Below are 22,245 nucleotides of genomic sequence, written 5' to 3'. Positions count from 1 at the left end.
GGCGCCATCGCGAGGAGCGCTCCCGATATCGGGGGCGCTCCTCCTCTTGACGGCACCCGCGCCACGGGCGCACGATCGCGTGCATCGGGGTAATGACATTCTCACTTTCGGTGACATGGCGCGGCGTTGTCGGGCAAGCTGCTGTAACAAATCCGGCCGATAGGTGGCGATCGCATGGTGGGCAAGTGGCAGGCAGGCAACCTCCCGGCGGAGCTGACCAGCCTGATCGGCCGCCGCGCCGAGCTCGAACAGGTGCGCCAGGCCGCCCGGCGCTCCCGCCTGGTCACCCTCACGGGGGTGGGCGGTGTCGGCAAGTCCCGCATCGCGCTGCGTGCCGCCGCCGACCTGCGGCCCCGGTTCAGCGGCGGCGCCTGGCTGGTGCAGCTGTCGCCGCTCGTCGACGGCTCGCTGCTGCCGCACGCCATCGCCGAGGCGCTCAGGCTCACCGACCAGACCACCCGCCCGATGGTCGAGGTGCTGGCCGAGCACCTGTTCGACCGGGAGGTCCTGCTCGTCCTCGACACCTGCGAACACCTCGTCGGCGCCTGCGCCGCAACGGTCGAGACGCTGCTCGACGCCGTGCCGGGGCTGCGCGTGCTGGCCACCAGCCGCCGCCCGCTCGACGTGCCAGGCGAGCTCGTCTACGTGGTCGACCCGCTGCCGGTCCCGCCGCCCGGCACGAGCGCCGGTCTCGGTGACGCGGTGGCGCTGCTGGCCGAGCGCGCCGCCGAGACCGTGCCCGGTTTCGACCTCGCCGACCAGGACCAGGACGCCGTCATCCGGCTGTGCCGGCGGCTTGAGGGCATCCCGCTGGCGATCGAGCTGGCCGCGGCGCGGCTGCGCGAGATGCCGGTCGAGCACCTGGCCGACCGGCTCGACGACCGATTCGCCACGCTCCGCGACGACCCCGCCGCGTTAACCGACCCCGCCGCGTCAGCCGATCCCACCGCGCCGGGTGTGTCCGGCGAGACCGGTCCGCCGTGGCACCAGGCGCTGCGCACCGCCATCGGATGGAGCCACGAGCTGTGCGAGCCCGCCGAGCGGCTGCTGTGGGCGCGGCTGTCGGTGTTCGCCGGCGACTTCGACGCCGAGGCCGTACGCCGGGTGTGCGCGGACGAGCTGCTCGCGGAGGCCGACATCGGGCAGCTGCTCGACGCGCTGGCCGAGGAGTCCATCCTGACCTGGCTGCCGACCGGCGCGGGCGAGCGCTACCGCATGCTGGACACACTGCGCGAATACGGCGCGGGCTGGCTGCGCGGCCTCGGCGAGGAAGAGCGCTTCAAGCAGCGCCACCGCGAGCACTACCTGTCGCTGGCCGGCAAGGGCGCCGCCGGCTGGCTCGGCCCCGGCCAGATCTCCTGGTACGACCGCATGGTCGGCGAGCACGACAATCTGCGCGCCGCCATGGAGGTCGCCCTCGGCGTCAAGGACGGCCTGCCCGCGCTGGAGCTGGCCGGGACGCTGGCCTTCTTCTGGTACGGCTGCGGCTACGCCAAGGAGGGCCGCCACTACCTGCGCCAGGCCCTCGACCTGGACACCAGGCCGGGACCCGCGCTCGCGCAGGCGCTGTGGGCCGACGGCCTGCTCGCCGCCACGCAGGGTGACGCCGACGCGGCCGAGGCCAGGGCCGCGGAGTGCGAGCTGGCCGCCCCCGAAGGCGACCCCTACGCCGCCACGTGCGTCAGGGCCCTGCGCGCCTCCGCCGGGGTGATCAGGGGCGACCTGGTGCAGGCGATGGCAGAGTCGGAGCCCTCGTACACCGCCCGCTGGAGCGGCGAGCCGCTGACCATCGCCGGCCTGCTGGCGCTGCTGTGCCGGGCCCACGCCTACACCGTCGACAACCGCATCGACGACGCCATCGCCGTGCTGGAGGACCTGCGCTCGCTCTGCGACGAACGCGGAGAGCAGCTGATGCGCTCCCACGGCGACCTGCTGCGCGGCCAGGCCGAGCTGAGCGCAGGGCGGCTCGACGCGGCCGTCTCCTACGGGCAGGCGGCGCTGCGCACCAAGCGGCGGCTGCACGACAGCTTCGGCATCGGCATGACCGTCGACCTGCTGGCCCTGGCGGCGGGCGCGGCCGGGCGGGCCATGCGCGCCGCACGGCTGCTCGGGCTGGCCCAGCGGATCTGGAGCACCCACGGCCAGGCCCAGGCCAGTGTGGCCGCGTGGGTGGCGGCCAGGAAGGGCTGCGAGGCGCAGGCCCGCGACCTGCTCGGCGACAACGCGTACACGGTGGCCTACCGGACGGGGTTCGACAGCGACATCGACGCGGGCATCGCGTACGCGCTCGAACCCGAAGGCGAGGGCCTGCACAACGGCGGCCCGCTGAGCTGACCCTCGCCCCCGCTTAGCGTTGCCGGGCCGGGCGGATGACGAGTTCGTTGACGTCCACGTCCGCCGGCTGGCCGATCGCGTACGCGATGGCGTCCGCCATGCTGGAGGGCGGGATCGTGTCCTTCCTGAAGTCCCGCATCGCCCCCTGGGCCAGCGGGTCGGTGATGGAGTCGGCCAGCTCCGACTCCACCACGCCCGGCGAGAGCGTGGTGACCCGGATGCCCGGGTCCAGCTCCTGCCGCAGCCCCTCGGTGATCGCCCAGGCGGCGAACTTCGTCCCGCAGTAGACCGCCCCCGTCGGCACCACCTCATGGGCGCCGACCGAGGCGACGGTGACGAAGTGACCCTCGCCCTGGCGCTGGAAGTGCGGCAGGGCGGCGGCGATCCCGTACAGCAGGCCCCGCACGTTCACGTCGATCATCCGGTCCCACTCCTCGACCAGCAGCGCGTCCAGCCGGGACAGCGGCATCACGCCCGCGTTGTTGACGATCACGTCGATGCGGCCGTGCCGCTCGGCGGCGGCGTCGGCGAAGGCGGCGACGTCGCGCCGGTCGGTCACGTCGAGGCGGCGCACGTCGGCCTCGCCTCCCGCCGCCTCGATCGCCTTCGCGATCGAGGCCAGCCGGTCCTCGCGGCGGGCGCCGAGGACCACGCGGTGGCCGTCGGCGGCCAGGCGCAGTGCGGTGGCCTCGCCGATGCCGCTGCTCGCGCCGGTGATCAGAACGACCTTGCTCATGATGTTCCCTCCCGGGTGGGGTAGTCGGCGCTGAGCGTGAGCTCGCGCCAGGTGTCGAAGCCGGTCGCGAGCGTGCCGAGCCGGGCCGTGGCCACGTCGTAGGCGACCTTGCCGAGCAGCAGCCGCAGCGGCGGCTCGTCGGCCTGGACCGCGGCGATGATCGCCGCGGCGCCGCGCTCCGGGTCGCCGGGCTGGTGGCCGTACGTGGCCAGGGTCGACGCGCGGCGCGCGCCCGCGGTCTGGATGTAGTCGCCGATGCTGATCCCGGACTGCCGCATGGACGGCCCGGACCAGTTCGTACGGAACGCGCCCGGCTCCACGATCGTGACCCTGATGCCCAGCGGCCCGACCTCGGCCGCCAGCGACTCCGACAGCCCCTCCACGGCGAACTTGGTCGCGTGGTAGTAGCCGGTGGCGCCGAAGGCGGCCAGGCCGCCGAGCGAGGACAGGTTCACGACGTGGCCGGAGCGGCGGGCGCGCATGCCGGGCAGCACGGCCTTGGTGACGTCCACCAGGCCGTGCACGTTGGTGTCGAACAGGGCCCGCACCTGCTCGTCCTCGCCCTCCTCGATCGCGGCCAGATAGCCGTAGCCGGCGTTGTTGACCAGCACGTCGATCCGGCCGAACGCCCGGTGTGCCTCGGCCACGGCGTGGTCGATCTGCTTGCGGTCGGTGACGTCGAGAGGGAGGGCGAGGGCGCGGCCGGGATGGCCTTCGAGCAGGTCGGCCACCTGATCAGGGTCGCGGGCGGTGACCACGGCGCGCAGGCCGCGATCGAGGACGGCGGCGGCCAGCGCACGGCCGAGGCCGGTCGAGCAGCCGGTGATGAACCAGACGTCGGTGTCGTTCATGGTGTGAGGTGCTTTCTGATGGTTTCGCGGCATGGTCGAATGGCGCGGCGGCGAAGGTCGCCGCGCGGTGGACGGGATGGCTCAGGCGGTGCGGCCTGGCAGGTGTTTCAGGCGGTTTGTGGCCGCCCGGCTCAGGCCGTGAGGTGCCCGGTCACCGGCTCAGGCGGTGAGGCTGCCCAGCAGGCCGAGTGCCTCTTCCGAGGCGCTGCCCGGATCGGCCTGGTAGACGACGAGCTGCTGCCCCGGCGCGCTGTTGACGGTCAGCGACTCGTAGTGCAGCGTCAGCTCGCCCACCAGCGGATGGCGGAAGCGCTTGGTCTCGTGGGTCTTCTGGCGGATGTCGTGCCGGGCCCACAGCTCGCGGAACTCCCGGCTCCTGAGCGACAGCTCCCCGACCAGCCCGACGAGCGCGGGGTCGTCGTAGTCGGTGCCGATCGACTGGCGCAGCCCGGCGACGGTGTTGAGCGCCACCCGGTCCCAGTCGGGGTAGAACGTGCGCGCGTCCGGGTCGAGGAACACCAGCCGCACCAGGTCACCGCTGTGGGCGTGCCCGGCGAACAGGGCCTCGCCCAGCATGTTGGCGGCGAGGACGGTCATCCGGCGGCCGAGCACCACGGCGGGTGTGTGCGTCCAGGCGTCCATCATGCGCAGCAGGCGAAGGCTGACCTGCTCGGGGCCGCCTTTTTGGCCGCCCCGCCCGCCCGGGGCGCGCCGGCCGTCGGGGTGGCGGGCCAGCTCGTGCAGGTGCGCGGCCGCGTCCTCCTCCAGCTCCAGCGCGCGGGCCAGCGCGTCGATCACCTGCGCCGAAGGGTGCCGCTCGCGGCCCTGCTCCAGCCGTACGTAATAGTCGGTGCTCACGCCCGCGGCCCGGGCGACCTCCTCACGGCGCAGGCCCGACACCCGGCGGCGGACGCCGACCGGCAGGCCCAGGTCCTCGGGCTGGAGCAGCTCGCGGCGGGCCCGCAGGAACTGCCCGAGCAGGTTCTCCGTGTCCATGCTTCGAGGCTAGGCCGGAAAAGCGCAGGTCGGGAGGGCTGAGGGTAGCCGCGCCACACCCACCCTCGGGTGGTGGTCCCCAGCGCGGCGGCCCCCTGCTGGGAGCCGCCGCTGTTCTGAGGGTGGGCAGGGGGTCAGCGGAGGTGACCCGCTCCCGCGCCCGCCGGGACCGGGTGCAGCAGCACCTCGGCCGGATGCCGCCGGGGAACCAGCGTGGGGTTCCGGCCGTCGGCGCCCGCCAGGTACCGCTCCGGCGTGAGCGCTCTGGCCCGCGCGGCGCTGAGCTGCGGCCGGTCGCCGTTGACGCCCGCGCCCGGGCCATAGTTGCGGTACGCCGACAGCCGGGCGTCACGCCAGCTCAAGCCCGACATGTCGGTCCAGGGGGCGTCCTTGACCTGCTGACCCGGCCAGGACTCGCGGATCAGCACCTGGCCGCGGTGACCCGGCCGCCGCCGGGACCGGCACGGGGGAGGCCGTCGCGGGAGGGGCCGTCGCGAGTGCCGTCAGGGCGATCAGTGGGGGGAGGATGAGGCGTCGCATGCGCAACCTCGGCAGAGTGCGGCAATCGCTTGCATTCGACACGCGCATTCGACAGCGGAGCATCGGGCGAAGGTGTCATCCGGCGGGGGGAGCCTCCCAGGAGAGGGCGCCGTCCGGGTGGCGTTACGAGCCGGCGGCCGGGGTGGCGGTCGTGGCAGGGCAGGGCGGCGTGTAGGGGCGGCCGGGGACGTACTGGGCCCACTCGGCCCTGGTGACCGGCGTGCCGGCGGCCTCGCAGACGTTCGCGCTCGCCTGCTCCACGTTCAGCCCCCAGAGCTGGGCGGCCGTGCCGGACGAGCTGGCCAGCACGGTCCCGTCGGGGCCGAGCTCCACGTCGCCGGCCGCCTCGGCGCCGGCGAACACGGCCCAGAGCGAGGGCCGCGCGAGCTCGGCGACGTTCCAGACGCGCAGCGTACGGTCCTGGGAGGCGGTGACGAGCGTGCGGTCGTCGGCGGCGAACACGACGGCGGAGACGTCGGCGGTGTGACCGGGCAGGCTCGCCAGCGCCCTGGGCTGGGCGGGCCGGGACACGTCCCACAGCCGCGCCGTGCCGTCGGAGGCGGCCACGGCCAGCGTCTTGCCGTCCTTGCTGAAGCTCAGGTCGAGCACCCCGCCGGAGGCCGCCGAGAAGGTCTTCAGCGACACGGGCTTGGCGGGCTTGGAGACGTCCCAGAGGCGTACCGACGAGGTGCCAGAGCCCGTCGCCACCACGCGCCCGTCAGGTCTGAACACGGCGGTGTCGAGCCGCCGGTCGGCGGCGCCCGGCGTGGAGAGTCGCTTCGGGGTGGCGGGCGTCGCGACGTCCCACATCATCGTCCGGCCGTCGCGGGCGGTCGTCACCACCGTCTTGCCCGCCGGTCCGTACGCGGCCGAGCGCAGCCCGTCCGCGTGGCCGCTCAGCGTGCCGAGCAGCTTCGGGGTGGCCGGCTCGGAGACGTCCCAGAGCTTGGCGGTCTTGTCGAGCGAGGCCGTGACAAGGCGGCGGCCGTCGGGGCTGAACGAGGCCGCCATGACCTTCCCGGTGTGCCCCGACAGCGTGGACTGCGGGACGGCCACCGCCGGGTCGGCCAGGTCCCAGAGCTTGACGCTCATGTCGTCCGAGGTCGTGGCCAGGACGCGGCCGCTCTTGGCGATCGCGATCCCGTTCACCGGCGCGGTGTGCCGGTCGAGCCGGGCTCGGGGGGAGACGCGGGAGGCGTTGGAGACGTTCCACAGGCGGGCGATGCCGTCGGTGGCGGAGGTGGCGAGGTTCTGGCCGTTCGGGCTGAACGCCACGCCCGTCACCGGATCGGGGAACCCGGCCAGCGTCGCCGTGAGCTCGGGCTCGCTCGGCGACTCCATGCTCCACAGCCGCACGGTGGCGTCGGCCGAGGCGCTGGCCAGGACGCTGCCGTCGGGGCTGTAGGCGACGTCGTCCACGGAGGCGGAGTGGCGGCGGGCCGTGCCGAGCAGCTTGGTCGCCGTGATGTCCCACACCTGCACCGCGCCCGTGGCGGAGGACGTGGCCAGGTTGAGCCCGTCGGGCGAGAAGGCCGCGCCGCGCACGGCGCCCTCCTGCGAGGTCAGCGTGGCCAGGCTCTTCGGCTGCGCGGGGGTGAGCACGTCGAGGATGGCGATCGTGCCGCCGGTGCCGGCCAGTGCGGCCAGGCGGCCGTCCGGGCTGAAGACCGCCCTGGTCAGGGCCGACTGCTGACTCAGCACGGAGACGGCGGCGGGCTTGGCGGTGTCCTTGACGTTCCACAGCCGGCCGGTGCCGTCGGCGGACGCGGTGAGCAGCGCGTCGCCCTTCGGGCTGAACGCCACCGAGGTGACCTGCTCCTTGTGCCCCTTGAGCGTGGAAAGGGCGCGAGGGCTCGCCGGGTCGGAGACGTTCCACAGCCGGGCCGTGCCGTCGGCCGACGCCGTGGCCAGCGTCTTGCCGTCCTTGCTGAACGCCGCCGCGAGCACGCCACCGGTGTGCCCCTTCGCCACGCCCATGGCCTTCGGCCGCAGGGGGTCGGTGACGTTCCACAGCCTCGCGGTGGTGTCGCCGGAGGCGGTGACGGCGACGCGGCCGTCGGGGCGGTAGGCGATCCGCTCGACCGGGCCCGTGTGCCCGATCATGCGGGCGCCGACCGGGCGGGACAGCGAGCCGAGCAGCGCTCCCCTGGCCTCGGGGGTGGCCGAGACGCGGTAGGCGGCCAGCGCGAGCTGGGACCCGAGCGAGGTGTCCCTGACGGTGCTCGCGGACGCGGCCAGCTGGCGGGACAGGGCCTGGTCGCGTTGCGCGGCGGCCTCGTTCGCCAGCCGGTTGGCCTGCCCGCTGCGCACCAGCGCCACCACGCCGCCCGCCGCCGCCACGAGGAACAGCACGGCCAGGGAGGCGATGGCGGCACGCGCGATCAGCGAACGCCGCGCCTGCCGGCTGCGCGAGGCGGCCAGGAAGTCCCGCTCGACGGGGGTGAGATCGCCGTCGTGTCCGGCCGCCTGGGCGATGGCGAGGCGGTCGTCGGCGTACAGGTAAGTGGAGTCCTGGCCGTCGCGCTGCCACATCAGCGCGTCCTCGGCCAGCCGGCGCCGCACCAAGAGCTGGGCCCGCCCGGTCTCCGCCCAGGTGCCGAGCCGGGGCCAGGCGCGGATGAGCGCCTCGTGCGCGAGCTCGGCCTGGGCGCCGTCCAGCGTGACCAGCCGCGCCCGGACGAACTCCGCCAGCACCTGCCCCTCGATCGACGACGGCCCCGGGCTCAGCTCGCTGACCGGGACCCGCTGCCGCAGGCCGCCGCCCCGCTCGTCCACGCGCACCAGCCGGACCAGCAGGGCGCGCGTCACCGGCTCGGACTCCGCGCCCAGCCGCCGCAGCGTCTCCTCGCCGCTCATCGCCACCGCCCGCGCCACCCCGCCGGCGGAGCGGTAACCGGCCATGGTGAGCACGCCGCCGCTGCGCCGCTGCCAGGTGGCCAGCAGCGCGTGGGAGAGCCTGGGCAGCAGGTCGTCCTCGACCGCCTGGACGTCCTCCATGATCAGCTCGACCAGCCCAGGCTCCAGGGAGAGCCCCGAGCGCACGGCCGGCTCCTCGATCGCCGTGCGCAGCTCGGCCGGGGACATGGGCGCGACGATCTCGGGCCGCCGCATCGTCTCCAGCAGGCCGGGATAGTTCGCGCAGCGCCCGTAGAAGTCGCCGCGGACCGAGATCACCACGGCCGCGGAGCGCGAGACCGCGACGAGCGCCTCGACGAAACGCCGCCGCGCGGGCTCGTCCGTACAGGCGGTGAACAGCTCCTCGAACTGGTCCACCACCAGCAGCGTGCGGGAGGGTAGCCCGCGCCCGGCCGCGCCGGGGTCGGACTCGATGACCGCGCGCAGCCGTTCCGGATCGTTGCCCGTCAGGGCCGACAGCTCCCGCGCCAGCCCGGCCACCGGCCGCGCGCCCGGGGTCATGACGACCTGCCTGCCGCCCTCTTTCGCCAGCGCCGGGATCAGCCCGGCGCGCAGCAGCGAGGTCTTCCCGCACCCTGACGGGCCGGTGAGGACCAGCGGCCCGCCGGTCTCGAACGTCTGCGAGCCGATCACCACCGGCGGCCCCGGCGACCGCAGCGCCTGGCGCGCCCGCGTCACCAGCGACCTCGTCTGCTCCTCGCGGCCGAAGAGCAGCCCGGCGTGCTCGGGTCCGAAGGCCGCGAGCCCGCGGTAGGGGCTGTTGAGGTCGCCGGGGGAGCCGGTCGGCGGGCCCGCTCGGCCGGCGGGCGCGTCGTGGACCGGGTGCACGGCCAGCGGCGGCAGCTCCTTGAGCGCGCCGGCCTGCCGCCGCGGCTTGGGGAACCCGGCCTCGGGCAGCACCCGGGACAGGTGGTGGTGCACGTGGTCCAGGGTGAACGCCGGTGGCCCGGACGGGTCGCCCTCGTTCAGCAGCCGCAGCAGCGCGCCGGTCAGCGCGGTGTGCCTGACGCCGGGCAGCGCCCACGCGTTCTCGTCCTTGCTGGAGGACGCCAGCACGTACGCGCCCCGAGCCGACACGTCGAGCGCCTGCTCCATGGCCTTGGCCGGCACCGGCCGGGGCCCGGCGGTGAAACAGCAGTCGAGGATCACGACGACCAGCTCGGCCCGCGACGACGCGAGGATCCGGCGCACCATCGAGTACGGCAGCGCCTGGTAGCCGGGCACCCCCTCCGTGAGATCCATCGTGGCCCGCGTGGCCAGGTGCAGCTCGTTCCCGGGACCGAACAGCCCATGCCCGACATAGTGGAACATGAGCACGCCGGTGGCCTCGCTCGCCGCCCGTTCCAGCGCCTCGCCCAGATTCGCCGGGGTCGCCGGGTCGAGCAGCACGGACAGGTTGGCCGGCGCCAGGCCCGCCCGTTCGACCAGAGCGTGACCGAGATCGGTGACGGTGGCCGGCACGGCCGGTACCTGTGGTAGCCGTGAGGAGGGCCGATGCGCGCCGGTGCCCGCCACCACCACCCTGGCCTCCGCCGCGGACAGCAGCAGCGGTGGACCGTTCCACCGGGGGGGCCGCACGAGCCGGGTCTTCTCGATCGTCGTCGACTCGTCCTCGCTCATCCGGCGCTCCACAACGTGGGAATGCTTGCGGCCATGGTGGCAGGGGAGGTCAGGGCGCGGTCAACCCCCCGTTGCCCGGTTGTTACGGTACGCAGATCTCGGCCGGGCGTCGAGGGGTTGGCGTAGTCTCACCAGTTGGCGGGCAGGCCGGGCGTCCTGGCGGGCAACGGGCGACCCGCCGGATGGATGACGTACGCCACGCCACCGCTGCTGGAGCTCCGCAGCCACACGTTCTCGAACGCCGCCCGCGGATAGACCCGCCGTACGGCGTCGTTGCCGGGCGAGGCGGGATCGTTGGCGATCACGTCGCCGGTCGCGGTGAAGCCCACGACCACCATGAGGTGGCCGTCGGTGCCGTACCCGGCCCCAGGAAGCTCGGCCTTCTCGAACGACTGCGACGTGATGACCGGGACGCCCGCCTTGATCAGCGACTCCAGCTCGGTCAGCGACCGCAGCCGCGTGACGAACCCGTCGAGGCCGTAACGGCCCGCGTAGGCGGTGTTGAACGGCCAGTTGCCCGTGCCCGCGTAGGCGTGGTCGTAGGTGTGCCGGGCGGCGTGATCGACCTCGGGGTTCGGATCCGCGGGGTCGACCCAGGCGGTGTCGCGCTCGCTCGGCCACACGTCCCAGTAACCCATCACCATGGTGGTCGAGGTCGGGCTGCACCACGCCTCGCCGCCGCCGTTCCACTCGGGGTAGTGGCCCTGGTGCACGTTCTGGGAGCGGCGCGGCACGGCCAGCTCCTTCCCCCAGGCGCCCCCGCCCGGGCTGACCGGCACGGTCTTACGGCTGGGCACGTTGGAGCTCATCACGCCGGACGTGCGCACACGCGGCGTCACGTCCGAGCCCGGCAACCGGTAGAGGGTCAGGCGGAGCTGGTAGCCGCTCATCGGCCTGCCCGCCGCCGCGACCAGCGTGTCGACCGCCACCTTGGCGTCGGCGTCGCCCTGGCCGGGCACCGACGTCCGCAGCACGTCACCCTCGGCGTAGGACCAGCGGCCCAGCGAATACCACTTCGTCAGCCCCTCCGCGTTCCTGACCCGGGCCTCGACCTGCAGCCAGCTACCCCGGGGGACGTCCGCCGTCCAGGACGCGATCAGCTCGGTGGCGGCGAAGCCGATGGCCCGCTCGGGGCCGGTCCAGCGGGCGTACTCCCAGGTCCTGGTGCCGAGCGCGTCGGTGTGGGTGACCGCGCCCGCCGCCGAGCCGAACGCCAGCCCGTCCGCATGGGTCGTGCCCTCCCCGGTGCCGGTGGCGAAGTCGGCCCGGTGGTAGACGACGTCGGGCACGCCGGCGGCCGGCTTCGCGCCCGCCGGCGCCGCCACCGTCGTGACCAGGGCGAGGGTGGACAGGAACACGGTCAGCGCACGCATGGACCCACCTTCTCCGAACCGCTCGTCGCCGCCGACATTAGGCACGACGGGCTTGGCAAAGCATCCGCAGATCTACGTATCAGCGCGGTTCCGTCGTACGGGCCTCGATGGGAGGGTGGCATGACTACGAGGGCAAGGAGTTAGACAAATGCGGAAATATGTGATCATGGGTGTCCAAGGCAGCGGAAAAGGCACACAAGCCGCTCTCTTGGCCGCGGACCTCGACCTGGTGCACATCAGCGTGGGCGACATCTTCCGCTGGCACGTGAAGAACCACACCAAACTCGGCGCCCAGGTCCGCCGCCTGGTGGCGGCGGGCGAGCTGGTGGGCGACGACCTGGTGGCCGAGGTGGTCAAGGACCGGCTCCAGCTGCACGACTGGAACTACGGCTTCGTCGTCGACGGCTTCCCCCGCAACCGCCCCCAGGCGGAGTTCTTCCTGGAGAGCTACGACCTCGACGGGGTGATCCACCTGGACCTGCCGGACGACGAGGTCCGCCGCCGCGTCCTGGCCCGGCGCCTGTGCGCGCGGTGCGGCATGGACTACAACCTCATCGCCCATCGCCCCGAGGTGGAGGGCAGGTGCGACGTGTGCGCCGGGGACCTGGTCACGCGGGAGGACGACACCCCGGACGCGCTGGCCCGGCGGCTGCGCGACTATCACAGCAAGACGGATCCGGTGCTGGAGCTGTTCCGGCGCAAGGAGTACGTCATGACCATCGACGCCCGTTCCGACAAGACCACCGTCCAGCGCGCCATCCGCACCCGCTTCAACCTCCCCCCGTACGAGGGGTAGCGGGCGCCTGGGCTCGATCTCGGGTCAGGTAGCCGGCAAGGGTGCTCCGGCTCCGCTGGAGGGTGCCGATCTGCTCGTCCATGGCCGCCAGCTCACCGTTCAGCAGATCCCACAACTCCGCGCACCACTCGAACTCCGGGCGCTCGCCCCGGGCACACGGCAGCACGGAACGGATCGCCTCGGTGGGCAGGCCCGCCCGCAACAGGGCGCGTACCTGCCGCACGGTGACCACGGTTTCCTCGTCGTAGTGACGGTAACCGTTGGGCGCACGGCGCGCCTCCAGCAACCCCTGCGCCTCGTAGTAGCGCAGCAACCGCGGACTCACTTGGGTCCGCCGGGACAGCTCCCCGATCAGCATGCGATCCGCCTCGCCTGGATTTGACCTTTCCATCGATGTCAAGCCTTAACGTCCTCTCCAGGGACGGCCATTCCGGCCGGGACCCTTCTTCAATTCCTGGAGTAATTGACGTATGTCCACCTATGTCGCCCAACGTAACGGCCACTCGGCCGACGCCTCGGAGTTGGCTCCACTCGCCTTCGCCGGCTACGCGCACTTCACCGCCATGCAGGTGCGCGGCGGCCGGATACGGGGTCTCGACCTTCATTTGGAACGGCTGCGCTCCGCCTCCATGGAGTTGTTCGGCCGGGCATTGCCCGACGACCGGGTACGGGCAACCCTGCGAACGGCGATCCGGTCCGGCCCCGCCGACCTCTCACTGACCGTCACCGTCCACTCGCCGGAGGGCGAGTTCACGGTGGCGGGCACCGCCGCGGAGCCCGACCTGCTGGTACGCACCGGCCCCGCCGCCTCCGGCCCCGGCGGCCCGCTCGCGCTGGCGGCGATCGAACACGAACGAGTCCTCCCCGCCATCAAGCACGTCGGAGAGGTGGCCAAGACCTACTACCTGCGCCAGGCCGCCGCCCAGGGCTTTGACGACGCCGCCTTCGTGGACCGCCGGGGCCGGCTCAGCGAAGGATCCATCTGGAACCTGGCCTTCTGGGACGGCACCGCGGTGGTGTGGCCGGAGGCCGACAGGCTGCGCGGCACCACGATGGCCATCGTCCAACGACAACTGAACCGCCTCGGCGTACCCCAGCGCGCCCAGGAGATCACCCTCACCGACCTGCCGGCCCTGGCCGGAGCGGTCGTCATGAACTCATGGACGCCCGGCGTGCCGGTGCACCGGATCAGCACCGCCCTCTTGCCCGAGGCGCCCTCTTTCGTCCAGCTGCTCCACCACGCGTACCAGAACGAACCCCTCGCCGCGCCGTAACTTCTCCCTCACCTGGTACGTCACCAGCACCTGGCACGTCACTCTTCGACGACATCGGCCGCTGGCAGTCGCTTACCATCGCGGCCGGTTCATTTCCGCCACCCGACGGCTTCATCCCGCCATTGCACCCACAGGTGACCTGCGTCCCCCGTCGGGAAGCGGACCTGCGGCGCCTGGTCGCCGGTCGGTGGGAGGGAGTCGACTACGGTGATTACGGCGTCGACCCTCCTGGCCTGCTGCTCGACGACCCCGGATGGCCCGAGCCCAACCTGCGCTACACGGTCGGGCCCCGGTGGTTCCTGTATTACTGGCCCGTGGGAAGGGATCGTAAGCACACGCCGTTCTTCGATCTGTGCCGGGAACTGGTCGAGTCGCCGGACTGGCCGCGAGACGGTGCGGACTTCTCCTGGGGCGACGAGCAGATCGCCAGGGCAGCGCGCAGAGAACGCACCGCTGGTGGAGCCAGCGAGTGGAAAGCTTATTCGTTGTCCCACCACTTGGCCGTCATCGTGGACATGCTCGGGCAAGAGGTGTAACCGTGACGTCCCTTACCCGTCGTCGATCCCGTAGCGGGCGTGGACGGCCTCCAGCCAGCCCACAGCCAGGGCCGCCAACCGGGTGACGCCGTCGTAGACACGCTCCCGCTGAGCGGCGCTCTCCGCAGCCGGTGCCGGCTCGTACGCTTCGGCGGCGAGCCTCCCGAGTTCGGCCATCATCACCACGACCCGAGCACGATCCCCCTCGTACAGATCCGCACCGGGTGGCCTGGCGCGCAGCCGTTCCCGCTCACGTTCGACGTCGGCGAAGGCGGCACCGAGCCGAAGCCGGGTGGCGTGCGCCTGCACCGCTTCGACGACGAACTCGGCAACCTGCCGTGGGTGCGCGGCGTCGGCGATCTCGAAGTACAGGTCGTACTGTTCTACGTCGCCTGCGGTCACCGCCCAGGCGCCGTGGTCGTCCTTCTCCGGGTTCGATTGGCCGGGGACGACGGTCCAGGAGGCCAGATCGACAGTGCCGATCTGCTCGGAGGCGGGTACCGGATTGACCATGGTCATCACCATCTCGAACGTGGTTTCGATGTGAACGTACGCTCCGACGCCGACGGCGGCAACGGTATGCGTGGTTGCTGTGGCCTATGGTGCCGGGCTCGCATGATCGAGGTGGCGGAACAGACACGTCGATTGTGTGGCCTGCCGGCGACTTGACGCGCCCTGGGGACAAGGCCGGCCAGCGCTGGGTCGTCACAGGGGATAGGCCTTGGTGACGGAGATTTTGGTGTCGCCGAGGAAGAGCCAATCTGGTGGGGGGACGAAGCCGGGGAGTGTGGACATTTCGGTGGGGTTGGGGCTGATGTCGGTGGCTCGCAGTCGGATCGTGTCGTTGGTGGCCGCTACGGTGAGTGTTGCCTCTACGCCTGCCGGGCCGGGGGCGTGGAAGGTGAAGCCTGCTGGGTCGGCGGTGATGGGGCGGCCTTCGACGGTCAGGGTGCGCACGGTCGCTGTGGTCTCGTCCACTCGCAGGGCGATCGTGTTCGCGCCGCGTTCCGAACGGATGCGGACGCGCAGGGTTCGTTCGTTGCGGGAGGTCGTGTCTGCGAGTACCTGCAGTGAGGGCGGCGGTAGAGGGGCGGCTTCTGCCGGGCTGGCGAGTTTGGATTCGCCGGCCCATGGCCCGGTCGGTGGGTTTCTGGTGCCGGTGTAGCGGCGGGCCCATTGGTCGGGGTTCCTGGAGGTCAGCCAGACGGCCTGGCCGGTGTCGGCGTCGAGGCCGTACGCGAGGCTGGTGCGCCGGGGGTGCTGTTTGTCGAAGGGTTCGGTCAGGAGGCCCACCGCCGCCAGGGTGATGGACATGGTCAGTGCGGTGAGGGGGATCAGTGGGGAACGCCTGCGTAGCCACACGGTTTCGATCAGCGGGAGCAGGAGTCCGGTGAAGAGGATCATCAGGGGGATGGGGGCGTAGCCGACGTACTGCAGGCCCGTGGGCAGGGTGTTCCATGCGGTGGGCAGCAGGATGAGGGCGGCTGGGATGAGGCCGGTGCTGAGGGCGAGGGTGCGCCATTGCGGTGGGCAGTGGAGTGCGGCCAGTCCGCCGAGTGCCGCCCCGAGGGTGGGCCAGGTGGCGAGGTGGGCGGCTCCGGGGGAGACGATGCCGAGTGCGAGGGCGATCAGGGCTGTCCAGGTCAGGATGCCGAGTGACAGTTCGGTGGTGCCGATGCGGCGGCGGAGCAGGGCGTACCAGGTGATCAGGAGGGTCGTCGCGAGGGTCAGGACGGCGAGCCACAGCAGTTCGGGACGGTAGGGCGTGGTGGTGGCGGTGCCGTTGAGTTCGGGGCGGAACGCTTTGAGCAGGTCCCAGAAGTAGATGCCGATGCCTGTCCCGGCTGCGATGGGGATCAGGGCGAGCGCGGTGCCGAGGAGGGTGCGCCGTAGCGTGACGATGTCGCGGCGGCGGGTCAGGAGGATCAGGGTCAGTGTCGCCAGCAGGGCGAGGGCGGCCAGGCCGGCGGCGGTCCAGGCGGGGTAGCGGATCAGCAGGCCGGGTGGGAGGTTGAAGTAGACCAGGTTGTCCCTCCTGGTGGTCAGTTGCGCGACGTCGGCGGTGCCGAAGGAGCGTACGAGGGCGAGCGTGTTGTCGCCCATCTGCTGGAGTGCGGCGAGGTCGACGTGGGCGGGGTCGTCGAGGATGTTGTGGTAGAGGGTGCCGGCGTTGGCGTACGCGGAGTCGAGGACGGCCATTCCGCCCGGCTTGAAGGCGGTGAAGTCGGTGTCGTTGTTGAGCAGTTTCATGAGCTCGGCGTACACGGAGTCGGCCACCGGCATGGGAGCCGCCGATCCGAATGCGGAGATCAGGCCGGCGTTCGGCTCGGTGCTGCGGAGCATGAGCACCGGCCCTTTGGAGCCGCGGGCCTCGTTGTTGAGCACCACGTTCGGCCCTTGGGCGAGCGGGTGCTCCTTGACGAACGCCTCCGATCCCAGCAGCCCCGTCTCCTCGGCGTCGGTGATGAGGAAGACGACGTCGTTGCGCAGCCGGGTCCCGTCCGCGACCAGTGCTCTGGCCGTCTCGATGGCGCTGGCCGTGCCGGCTCCGTCGTCGTTGGCGCCGGGGCCTTCGGGGACGGAGTCGTAGTGGGCGGTGACGAAGATCCGGCCGGTGGGAGCGGTCCCGGGTATGACCGTGACGATGTTGTAGACGCGCCCGGCGGTGACGGGTTCGCCTGGTTCGCTGCGGGGTGCGACGCCCACCGCCTCCTGCACCTCCGGCTTCAGGCCCAGCCGTCGTAGTTCGCCGACCAGGTAGTCCCGGACCCGGGCGTGCTCGGCCGTGCCGACAGGGTGCGGAGCGACGGCGATGCGTTCGACCTGGGTGAAGGCGCGCGCTGCGCTGAACGTCTGGTCGGGGGCGTCGGCGGGGCTCACCGCGGTGGGGGTGATGTCCCTGATCGCGGCGATGCCGATCAGCACGAGCACGCACAGGGCGATGAGGCCGGTGACGCGTGCACGCCGTCCCGTCGGGTGCCGCTTTTCGGGTGATGTCATTTCGTACGCTCCCAAGCTGGCGCCCCGCTGTCGGGGGATCACCACGGGGAGTATTGCAGAAAAAATCCTGCATAAAAAGTTCTGCAAGTGGCATGAGGCCGGGAACGTGGCGAAGGCCGTCGATTCCGCAGCCCAGCGGGACCTAGGCGCTCGGTGCATCACTGAGAGAGCGGATCAGGCCGACCATCCCGGCCTCGATGCCGTCCATGCCGCGTCCGCGACGGATCTTCCACGTACGGCAAGCACTTCAAGCATCTCTTGACATAGCACGCAGTTGTAATAGATGCTCAGTGAAGTTAGAAGCTATCACCAAACGGAGCAGTGATCTCGAGACCACTACCCCCGCCGAGGACGCGCTGACCCGGCATCACAACCCTGCCGAGGACAGACCCCGACGAAAACCCCAGAAAGGAACACCATGATGAACAGCCCCACCGTCCTCGTCACCGGAGCGACCGGAACCGTCGGATCCGCCTTGATCCCCGCCCTGCGGTCTCGCGGCGCCACCGTCCGTGCCATGATCCGCAACCCCGGCCGTCCGATCCCCGGCGTCCAGAACGTCGTCGCCGACCTGCGCGACCGGGCATCGGTCACCGCCGCGCTGAAAGGCGTCGACGCGGCGTTCCTCAACAGCCCCTCCGCGCCGGACGCCGCCGCCCTCCAGATCCTGTTCGCCGACGCCGCCCGCGACGCGGGCCTGAACCGGCTCGTGCTGCTCTCCCAGTACGCGGCCCGCGCCGACTCGCCGGTGCGGTTCCTGCGCTGGCACGCCGAAGTCGAAGCACACCTCCAGCGGATCGGCCTCGACCACACCGTGCTGCGCCCCAACCTCTATCTGCAGGCACTGCTCGGATTCGCCGGCACCATCGCGCAGGGCTGGTTCGGCGCGCCCATCGGCGACGCCGCCGTCAGCGCGATCGACACCAGGGACATCGCGGACACGGCCGCGGTCGTCCTGACCGGTACGGGGCACACCGGCCGGATCTACACCCTGACCGGGCCCCGCGCCGTGACCCACGGCCAGATCGCCCAGGCGCTCTCCGCGGCCACCGGACGGGACATCGCCTTCCATGACACATCCGCCGACCAGTTCACCGCCGCGCTGACCGGGATCCTTCCGCCCTGGCAGCTCGACGGCCTGGTCGAGGACTACGCCCACTACGCCAGGGGCGAGGCCGCCGAGGTGCACACGTCCGTACCCGATCTCACCGGACGCCCCGCGCGCGACATCACCGACTTCGCCCGCGACTTCGCCCCCGCGTTCCGCCCGGCGTGACGCCCGCGACCGGCACCCAGGACCGGCACCAGCCGCAAGGAAAGGCTCGATGATCTACCACTGCATCCGTTTCACCCCCGAGCCCGGCGTCTCGGAGGCGGACCGGCAGGCGGCCCTGGAAAGCGTGCGCGAGGCCGCCCGAGCCATCCCGGCCATCAAGTCACACGTCGTCGGCCCCGACTTCGGCGGGGACTATGAATACGGCGCCATCTCGTGATCGAGGACCTCGAAGGCTACGCGGAGATGATGAACCACCCGGCCCACCTCGAGGTGGACCGCAACGGGCTGCCGCTGGTCGACAGGTTCGCCTCGTTCGACATCACCGACGACCCGGACCCGGAGATCGGCACCAAGATCGCCGAAATCCACCGCCGCCACGCCGCCGCCACGCCGCCGCCACGCCGCCGCTACGCCACCGTCCCCGACATCGCCATCCTGGTCGCCGAACTCCCCGAATACGCCGGCCACGCCACCCCACCGGCCAACGCCGGCTGACCACGACCCCGAACGACCACAGTCACACGCCTGGGCTGGGGCCACGTTCTGACCGGTTGATCCACGAGCCCGGCCATCACCACTATCCCTGGCCCGCCGCGCGAGCACGGCACTCATCCTGAAACCTAAGTTGCCTTGATTGCGGCAACCTCGATAGCCTAAAGTGATGATGAGGAAGCGGGATCTGGAGCGACGGATGCGCAAACTAGCCAAGGAGTATGGCGTGTCCGTTCGTTCAACCGAGGGCGGTAACCACACCAAGTGGTATGCCGGCTCGGAGGCGATGCCTGTGCCTCGCCATTCGGAGGTCAACGAGCGTACGGCGAGAGGAATCCTGGAGAACTGGGAGAACATCCTTGCTGAGGCCGCGAAGGAGCAGGGGGAGCAGTGAACAAGCGCCAGACTTACACCATCACCGCCAGCAGGAGTGATGGCTGGTGGGCTTTGACCGTCTCCGGACCCGGCCTCAGGCGGAGTTACCACACCCAGGTGAAGCGTTTGGAGCAGGCTGAGGAGATGGCGCGCGACCTGGTGGTCACCATGCTGGATGTGGACCTCTCTGAGATCGGCGCCGAGTTCGAGTTGACCGTGGCCGACGACGAAGTGGCCGCAGAACTGGAGGCCACGCTGGTTACCCGCCTCGCGGCGACCCTCGTCAGGCAGAAGGCCGCCGAGGCGACGCAGACGACGGTGGCTGATCTGGCGCGAAGAGGTTATGTTCACCGCGATATCGGTTACCTGCTGGGGATGTCGCACCAGGCAGTCGGAAAGCTGCTGAACGAGGCGGAGAAGGGGTTGGCCGCTTCTGGTGACGATGTCAGTACGCGTCATGCGGCACTTTTCTGTGATGAAACGCTCACTCAGCTTCACATGTCGGGCGACGCTGAAGCACTGTTCAAGTCTTACCTGTTCGACGTGGCCGCGAGCGATCCAGGGGAGGGCAGCCTGGACAGGCTGAGGGCGCTGGGCGAGCAACTGCGGCACGGCAAACGGCGGCGGCTGACAGACGCCTGATCGCACGGCTTTAGGCGGAGGCTATCTTCGGAGTGGACACTGCTCATTCAGGATCCAGTCCGAAGACAGCGAAACCTCGCTTCCTGACGGCCGTAGCACGGCGGACCCTGCGTAGGAGGTAGGTCGTCGGCCAAATGCGGTTCCGTCGAGGGCTTGATGAAGGGTCAAGAGACGCTGGACGAGGAGGCCGTCCATGTGTTGCAGGCTTGCGGGGACCTGGCGCGAAAGCCCTTGTCGAGCCAAGAGGCGATGTTGCGCCCCTTGCCGTGGGAGCGGACCCGGAATCCTTCGTCCCCGCTAAGCCGTGCGAGCTTCACCAAGATCTTCCAGTCATCTTTGCCGCGTCCCCTCAGGGAGTCCCAGACGCTGCCGATGAACACTCCACCCAGGCACTCCGCTTGCAGCTCTTTGCGGCGGCTTTGCTGGTCCAGTTCGCTCTTGTTCCGGTAAGCGTGGCGATCGAAAGCGTCCCGGATGCCGGTGAGGTTCTGCACGTGGTGCCCGTACTCGTGGGCAGCCAGCGCGAACAGGAACAGGTCGGAGGGATCATCCAGTATGGAGCGCTTCAGTTGCACGAGCAGGCGCCGCTCGGCGCCGCAGTACCTGGCCACGGCCTCACCCCAGGGGACTCCGCAATACTTGCGTGGCTTGGCGATGAATCCGATCTTGGCCTCGGCGAAGGGCAGTCCCGCTTGTTTGAAGTGGGCGCCCCACGACCGGTTGAGACAGGTCACCACTGCGGTCAGGTACCGCTTGGCAGCGGCGATGTCGTTCGGCTCGATCGCGCGTTCCGGGCACTTGTCCTGGGGCAGTTTGCCCGTGCGGTACAGCGTGTTCGCCGTAAGTATCTGATCGTTTATGGGGTACGCGGATGCCGGCCGTGCGATACCGGATAACACCAGGCAAATGATCGCGGATGCGGCGATGAGGCTGGTAAGACGCATGATCGGCATCTTAGGGATGGGGGGTTGCCACTCAGCCGAACCCCTCGCGAAGAGGCGCATCTCCGTGTGCTGCGACGCAGGCGCAATCCGGGCTTGACGTGTTCCTACGCCTGGACGCCTTCCAGTATCGCTGGACGTCGACGGTCGGATCCGAGCTTGGGTCGCAGGGGTTCCGTCAGGAGCCGGAACGCGACCCCAGCGCTGTCAACAGAGCAGGGGGCGCGTTCATTCGTGTGTACGCATTCACCTACGGAAACGCCGTTGATGAATCACTTGGCCAGGTGACGGCTGATCACCAAGCGCTGGATCTGGTTGGTGCCCTCGAAGATCTGCATGATCTTGGCCTCGCGCATGTACCGCTCCACCCGGAACTCCCGCGTGTACCCGTACCCACCCAAAACCTGCACCGCGTCCGTCGTCACCTTCATCGCCGTGTCCGTGGCCACCAGTTTCGCGACGCTGGCCTGGCGGCTGTACGGGAGGCCGGCGTCACGGCGGCGGGCCGCGTCCAGGTAGGTGGCGCGGGCAGTGTCGACGCCGGCGGCCATGTCGGCCAGGAGGAAGCCGAGGCCCTGGTGGTCGATGATCTTCTTGCCGAACGTCTGGCGTTCCTTCGCGTACGCCACCGCCTCGTCCAGGGCCGCCTGGGCCAGGCCGGTCGCGCAGGCGGCGATGCCGAGGCGGCCCGAGTCGAGGGCGCTGAACGCGATCTGCAGGCCCTGGCCCTCCTCGCCGATCAGGCGGTCGGCGTCCAGGATGGCCCCGTCCCAGTGGGCGCTGGTCGTGGGGATGGCGTGCAGGCCCATCTTCTCCTCCGGGCGGCCGAACGTCAGGCCGTCGGCGGCACCCGGGGCGAGGAAGCAGGAGATGCCACGGGAGCCCTCGCCCGTGCGGGCGAACAGGGCGTAGAAGTCGGCGATGCCGCCATGGGTGATCCACGCCTTGTTGCCGGTGATCCGGTAACCGCTCTCGACCCGTTCCGCCTTGCAGGTCAGCGCGCCGGCGTCGGAGCCGGCCTGGGGCTCCGAGAGGCTGTAGCCGCCGATGAGGCGGCCGGCCAGGAGGTCGGGCAGCCAGCGTTCCTGCTGCTCGGGCGTGCCGTACGTCGCCACCGGGAAGCAGGCCAGCGTGTGCACGCTGGTCGCCACCGCGACGGCGGCCCAGCGCATCGCCAGCTCCTCGATGACCTGGAGGTACACCTCGTACGGCTGCCCGCCCCCGCCGTGCTCCTCCGGGTAGGGCAGGCCGAGCAGGCCCGCCGCGCCCAGCGTGGCGAACAGGCCCTCGGGGTACGTCTCCGCCCGTTCGTGCTCGTCCACCCGGCGCGCCAGTTCCTTGTCGGCGATCTCCCTGGTCAGGTCGATGAGGTCCTTGGCGTCCTGGGAGGGCAGCAGCCGGTCAACTGTCACTGTTCGAGCTCCTGGTGGCGGTCAATGTCACCTGTTCTGAGGTGAAACGTCAACTGTTCTGGTTGAAGGGCAACTGTTCTGGTCTCTTGGGGAAGCTAGTCGTTCTGGACTGATGGCTGGTCTTCGTCCGTGCGC

At 71.0% G+C, this 22,245-nt stretch carries 20 protein-coding genes; 9 read left to right on the top strand and 11 right to left on the bottom strand.

Annotated elements, in window-relative coordinates; genetic code table 11:
• The first annotated feature begins 174 nt into the window (after positions 1 to 174).
• Positions 175 to 2,334, top strand: coding sequence for an ATP-binding protein (locus ABFX54_RS11155; RefSeq protein WP_346103859.1), 2,160 nt, complete (start codon positions 175 to 177; stop codon positions 2,332 to 2,334).
• Positions 2,335 to 2,347: 13 nt separating this feature from the next.
• Here the strand turns inward: ABFX54_RS11155 and ABFX54_RS11150 are convergent, their stop codons facing one another.
• From ABFX54_RS11150 to ABFX54_RS11125, 6 genes are all read right to left on the bottom strand, one after another.
• Positions 2,348 to 3,070: an SDR family oxidoreductase gene (locus ABFX54_RS11150; protein ID WP_346103857.1), complete on the bottom strand. Its 723-nt coding sequence runs from the start codon at positions 3,068 to 3,070 to the stop codon at positions 2,348 to 2,350.
• Positions 3,067 to 3,921, bottom strand: coding sequence for an oxidoreductase (locus tag ABFX54_RS11145; RefSeq protein WP_346103855.1), 855 nt, complete (start codon positions 3,919 to 3,921; stop codon positions 3,067 to 3,069). The genes ABFX54_RS11150 and ABFX54_RS11145 overlap by 4 nt, the downstream gene beginning before the upstream one ends.
• 159 nt (positions 3,922 to 4,080) lie before the next feature.
• On the bottom strand, positions 4,081 to 4,917 hold the full coding sequence (locus tag ABFX54_RS11140) for a helix-turn-helix transcriptional regulator (protein ID WP_346103853.1): 837 nt from the start codon (positions 4,915 to 4,917) through the stop codon (positions 4,081 to 4,083).
• A gap of 134 nt (positions 4,918 to 5,051) precedes the next feature.
• Positions 5,052 to 5,345 carry a pectinesterase gene (locus tag ABFX54_RS11135; protein WP_346103851.1) on the bottom strand — a complete coding sequence of 98 codons (294 nt, stop codon included), beginning with the start codon at positions 5,343 to 5,345 and terminating at the stop codon, positions 5,052 to 5,054.
• 235 nt (positions 5,346 to 5,580) lie between these two features.
• Entirely contained in the window at positions 5,581 to 9,993 is a 4,413-nt protein-coding gene (locus ABFX54_RS11130; RefSeq protein ID WP_346103849.1) for a caspase, EACC1-associated type, read from the bottom strand.
• 128 nt (positions 9,994 to 10,121) lie between these two features.
• Complete coding sequence (locus ABFX54_RS11125) at positions 10,122 to 11,366, bottom strand: peptidase C39 family protein (protein ID WP_346103848.1); 1,245 nt, start codon at positions 11,364 to 11,366, stop codon at positions 10,122 to 10,124.
• 148 nt (positions 11,367 to 11,514) lie between these two features.
• Between ABFX54_RS11125 and ABFX54_RS11120 the strand changes: the two genes are divergently transcribed.
• Positions 11,515 to 12,162 (top strand): adenylate kinase family protein, encoded by a 648-nt coding sequence (locus ABFX54_RS11120; RefSeq protein WP_346103846.1) that lies wholly within the window; start codon positions 11,515 to 11,517, stop codon positions 12,160 to 12,162.
• Here the strand turns inward: ABFX54_RS11120 and ABFX54_RS11115 are convergent.
• Positions 12,137 to 12,520, bottom strand: a complete 384-nt coding sequence (locus ABFX54_RS11115; RefSeq protein WP_346103844.1) for a MerR family transcriptional regulator — start codon at positions 12,518 to 12,520, stop codon at positions 12,137 to 12,139. The genes ABFX54_RS11120 and ABFX54_RS11115 overlap by 26 nt on opposite strands.
• 112 nt (positions 12,521 to 12,632) lie before the next feature.
• Here ABFX54_RS11115 and ABFX54_RS11110 point away from each other — a divergent pair, with 112 nt between their 5' ends.
• A complete protein-coding gene (locus tag ABFX54_RS11110) occupies positions 12,633 to 13,436 on the top strand; it encodes an aminotransferase class IV family protein (protein ID WP_346103842.1) in 804 nt (267 codons plus the stop codon).
• A complete protein-coding gene (locus ABFX54_RS11105; protein ID WP_346103840.1) occupies positions 13,322 to 13,972 on the top strand; it encodes a beta family protein in 651 nt (216 codons plus the stop codon). Before ABFX54_RS11110 ends, ABFX54_RS11105 begins: the two co-directional genes overlap by 115 nt.
• A 12-nt stretch (positions 13,973 to 13,984) precedes the next feature.
• Here ABFX54_RS11105 and ABFX54_RS11100 read toward each other — a convergent pair whose 3' ends face one another.
• Together ABFX54_RS11100 and ABFX54_RS11095 are read right to left on the bottom strand one after the other, a co-directional pair.
• Positions 13,985 to 14,485, bottom strand: a complete 501-nt coding sequence (locus tag ABFX54_RS11100) for a hypothetical protein (protein WP_346103838.1) — start codon at positions 14,483 to 14,485, stop codon at positions 13,985 to 13,987.
• A gap of 192 nt (positions 14,486 to 14,677) precedes the next feature.
• Positions 14,678 to 16,972, bottom strand: coding sequence for a M20/M25/M40 family metallo-hydrolase (locus tag ABFX54_RS11095; protein WP_346103836.1), 2,295 nt, complete (start codon positions 16,970 to 16,972; stop codon positions 14,678 to 14,680).
• A 418-nt stretch (positions 16,973 to 17,390) separates the two neighbouring features.
• Here ABFX54_RS11095 and ABFX54_RS11090 point away from each other — a divergent pair, with 418 nt between their 5' ends.
• The 5 genes from ABFX54_RS11090 to ABFX54_RS11070 all read left to right on the top strand — a co-directional run bounded on the left by ABFX54_RS11090 (position 17,391) and on the right by ABFX54_RS11070 (position 19,757).
• Positions 17,391 to 18,248: an SDR family oxidoreductase gene (locus ABFX54_RS11090; RefSeq protein WP_346103834.1), complete on the top strand. Its 858-nt coding sequence runs from the start codon at positions 17,391 to 17,393 to the stop codon at positions 18,246 to 18,248.
• A 49-nt stretch (positions 18,249 to 18,297) separates the two neighbouring features.
• Positions 18,298 to 18,465 carry an antibiotic biosynthesis monooxygenase family protein gene (locus ABFX54_RS11085; protein WP_346103832.1) on the top strand — a complete coding sequence of 56 codons (168 nt, stop codon included), beginning with the start codon at positions 18,298 to 18,300 and terminating at the stop codon, positions 18,463 to 18,465.
• On the top strand, positions 18,462 to 18,743 hold the full coding sequence (locus ABFX54_RS11080) for an antibiotic biosynthesis monooxygenase family protein (protein WP_346103831.1): 282 nt from the start codon (positions 18,462 to 18,464) through the stop codon (positions 18,741 to 18,743). The genes ABFX54_RS11085 and ABFX54_RS11080 overlap by 4 nt, the downstream gene beginning before the upstream one ends.
• A 223-nt stretch (positions 18,744 to 18,966) precedes the next feature.
• Entirely contained in the window at positions 18,967 to 19,134 is a 168-nt protein-coding gene (locus tag ABFX54_RS11075) for a hypothetical protein (protein ID WP_346103829.1), read from the top strand.
• The gene (locus tag ABFX54_RS11070) at positions 19,131 to 19,757 is read left to right on the top strand and encodes a hypothetical protein (protein ID WP_346103827.1); all 627 of its coding nucleotides are present in this window, start codon (positions 19,131 to 19,133) and stop codon (positions 19,755 to 19,757) included. The genes ABFX54_RS11075 and ABFX54_RS11070 overlap by 4 nt, the downstream gene beginning before the upstream one ends.
• Positions 19,758 to 19,921: 164 nt before the next feature.
• Here the strand turns inward: ABFX54_RS11070 and ABFX54_RS11065 are convergent, their stop codons facing one another.
• A complete protein-coding gene (locus ABFX54_RS11065) occupies positions 19,922 to 20,701 on the bottom strand; it encodes a neutral zinc metallopeptidase (protein WP_346103825.1) in 780 nt (259 codons plus the stop codon).
• A 269-nt stretch (positions 20,702 to 20,970) separates the two neighbouring features.
• Positions 20,971 to 22,110, bottom strand: a complete 1,140-nt coding sequence (locus tag ABFX54_RS11060) for an acyl-CoA dehydrogenase family protein (RefSeq protein ID WP_346103823.1) — start codon at positions 22,108 to 22,110, stop codon at positions 20,971 to 20,973.
• Between the last annotated feature and the right edge of the window lie 135 nt (positions 22,111 to 22,245).

Source organism: Nonomuraea maheshkhaliensis, from assembly GCF_039529435.1.
Taxonomy (GTDB): domain Bacteria; phylum Actinomycetota; class Actinomycetes; order Streptosporangiales; family Streptosporangiaceae; genus Nonomuraea; species Nonomuraea maheshkhaliensis.
The sequence above is the reverse complement of the archived record's forward strand: the minus strand, read 5'-3'. Positions and strand labels throughout refer to the sequence as shown.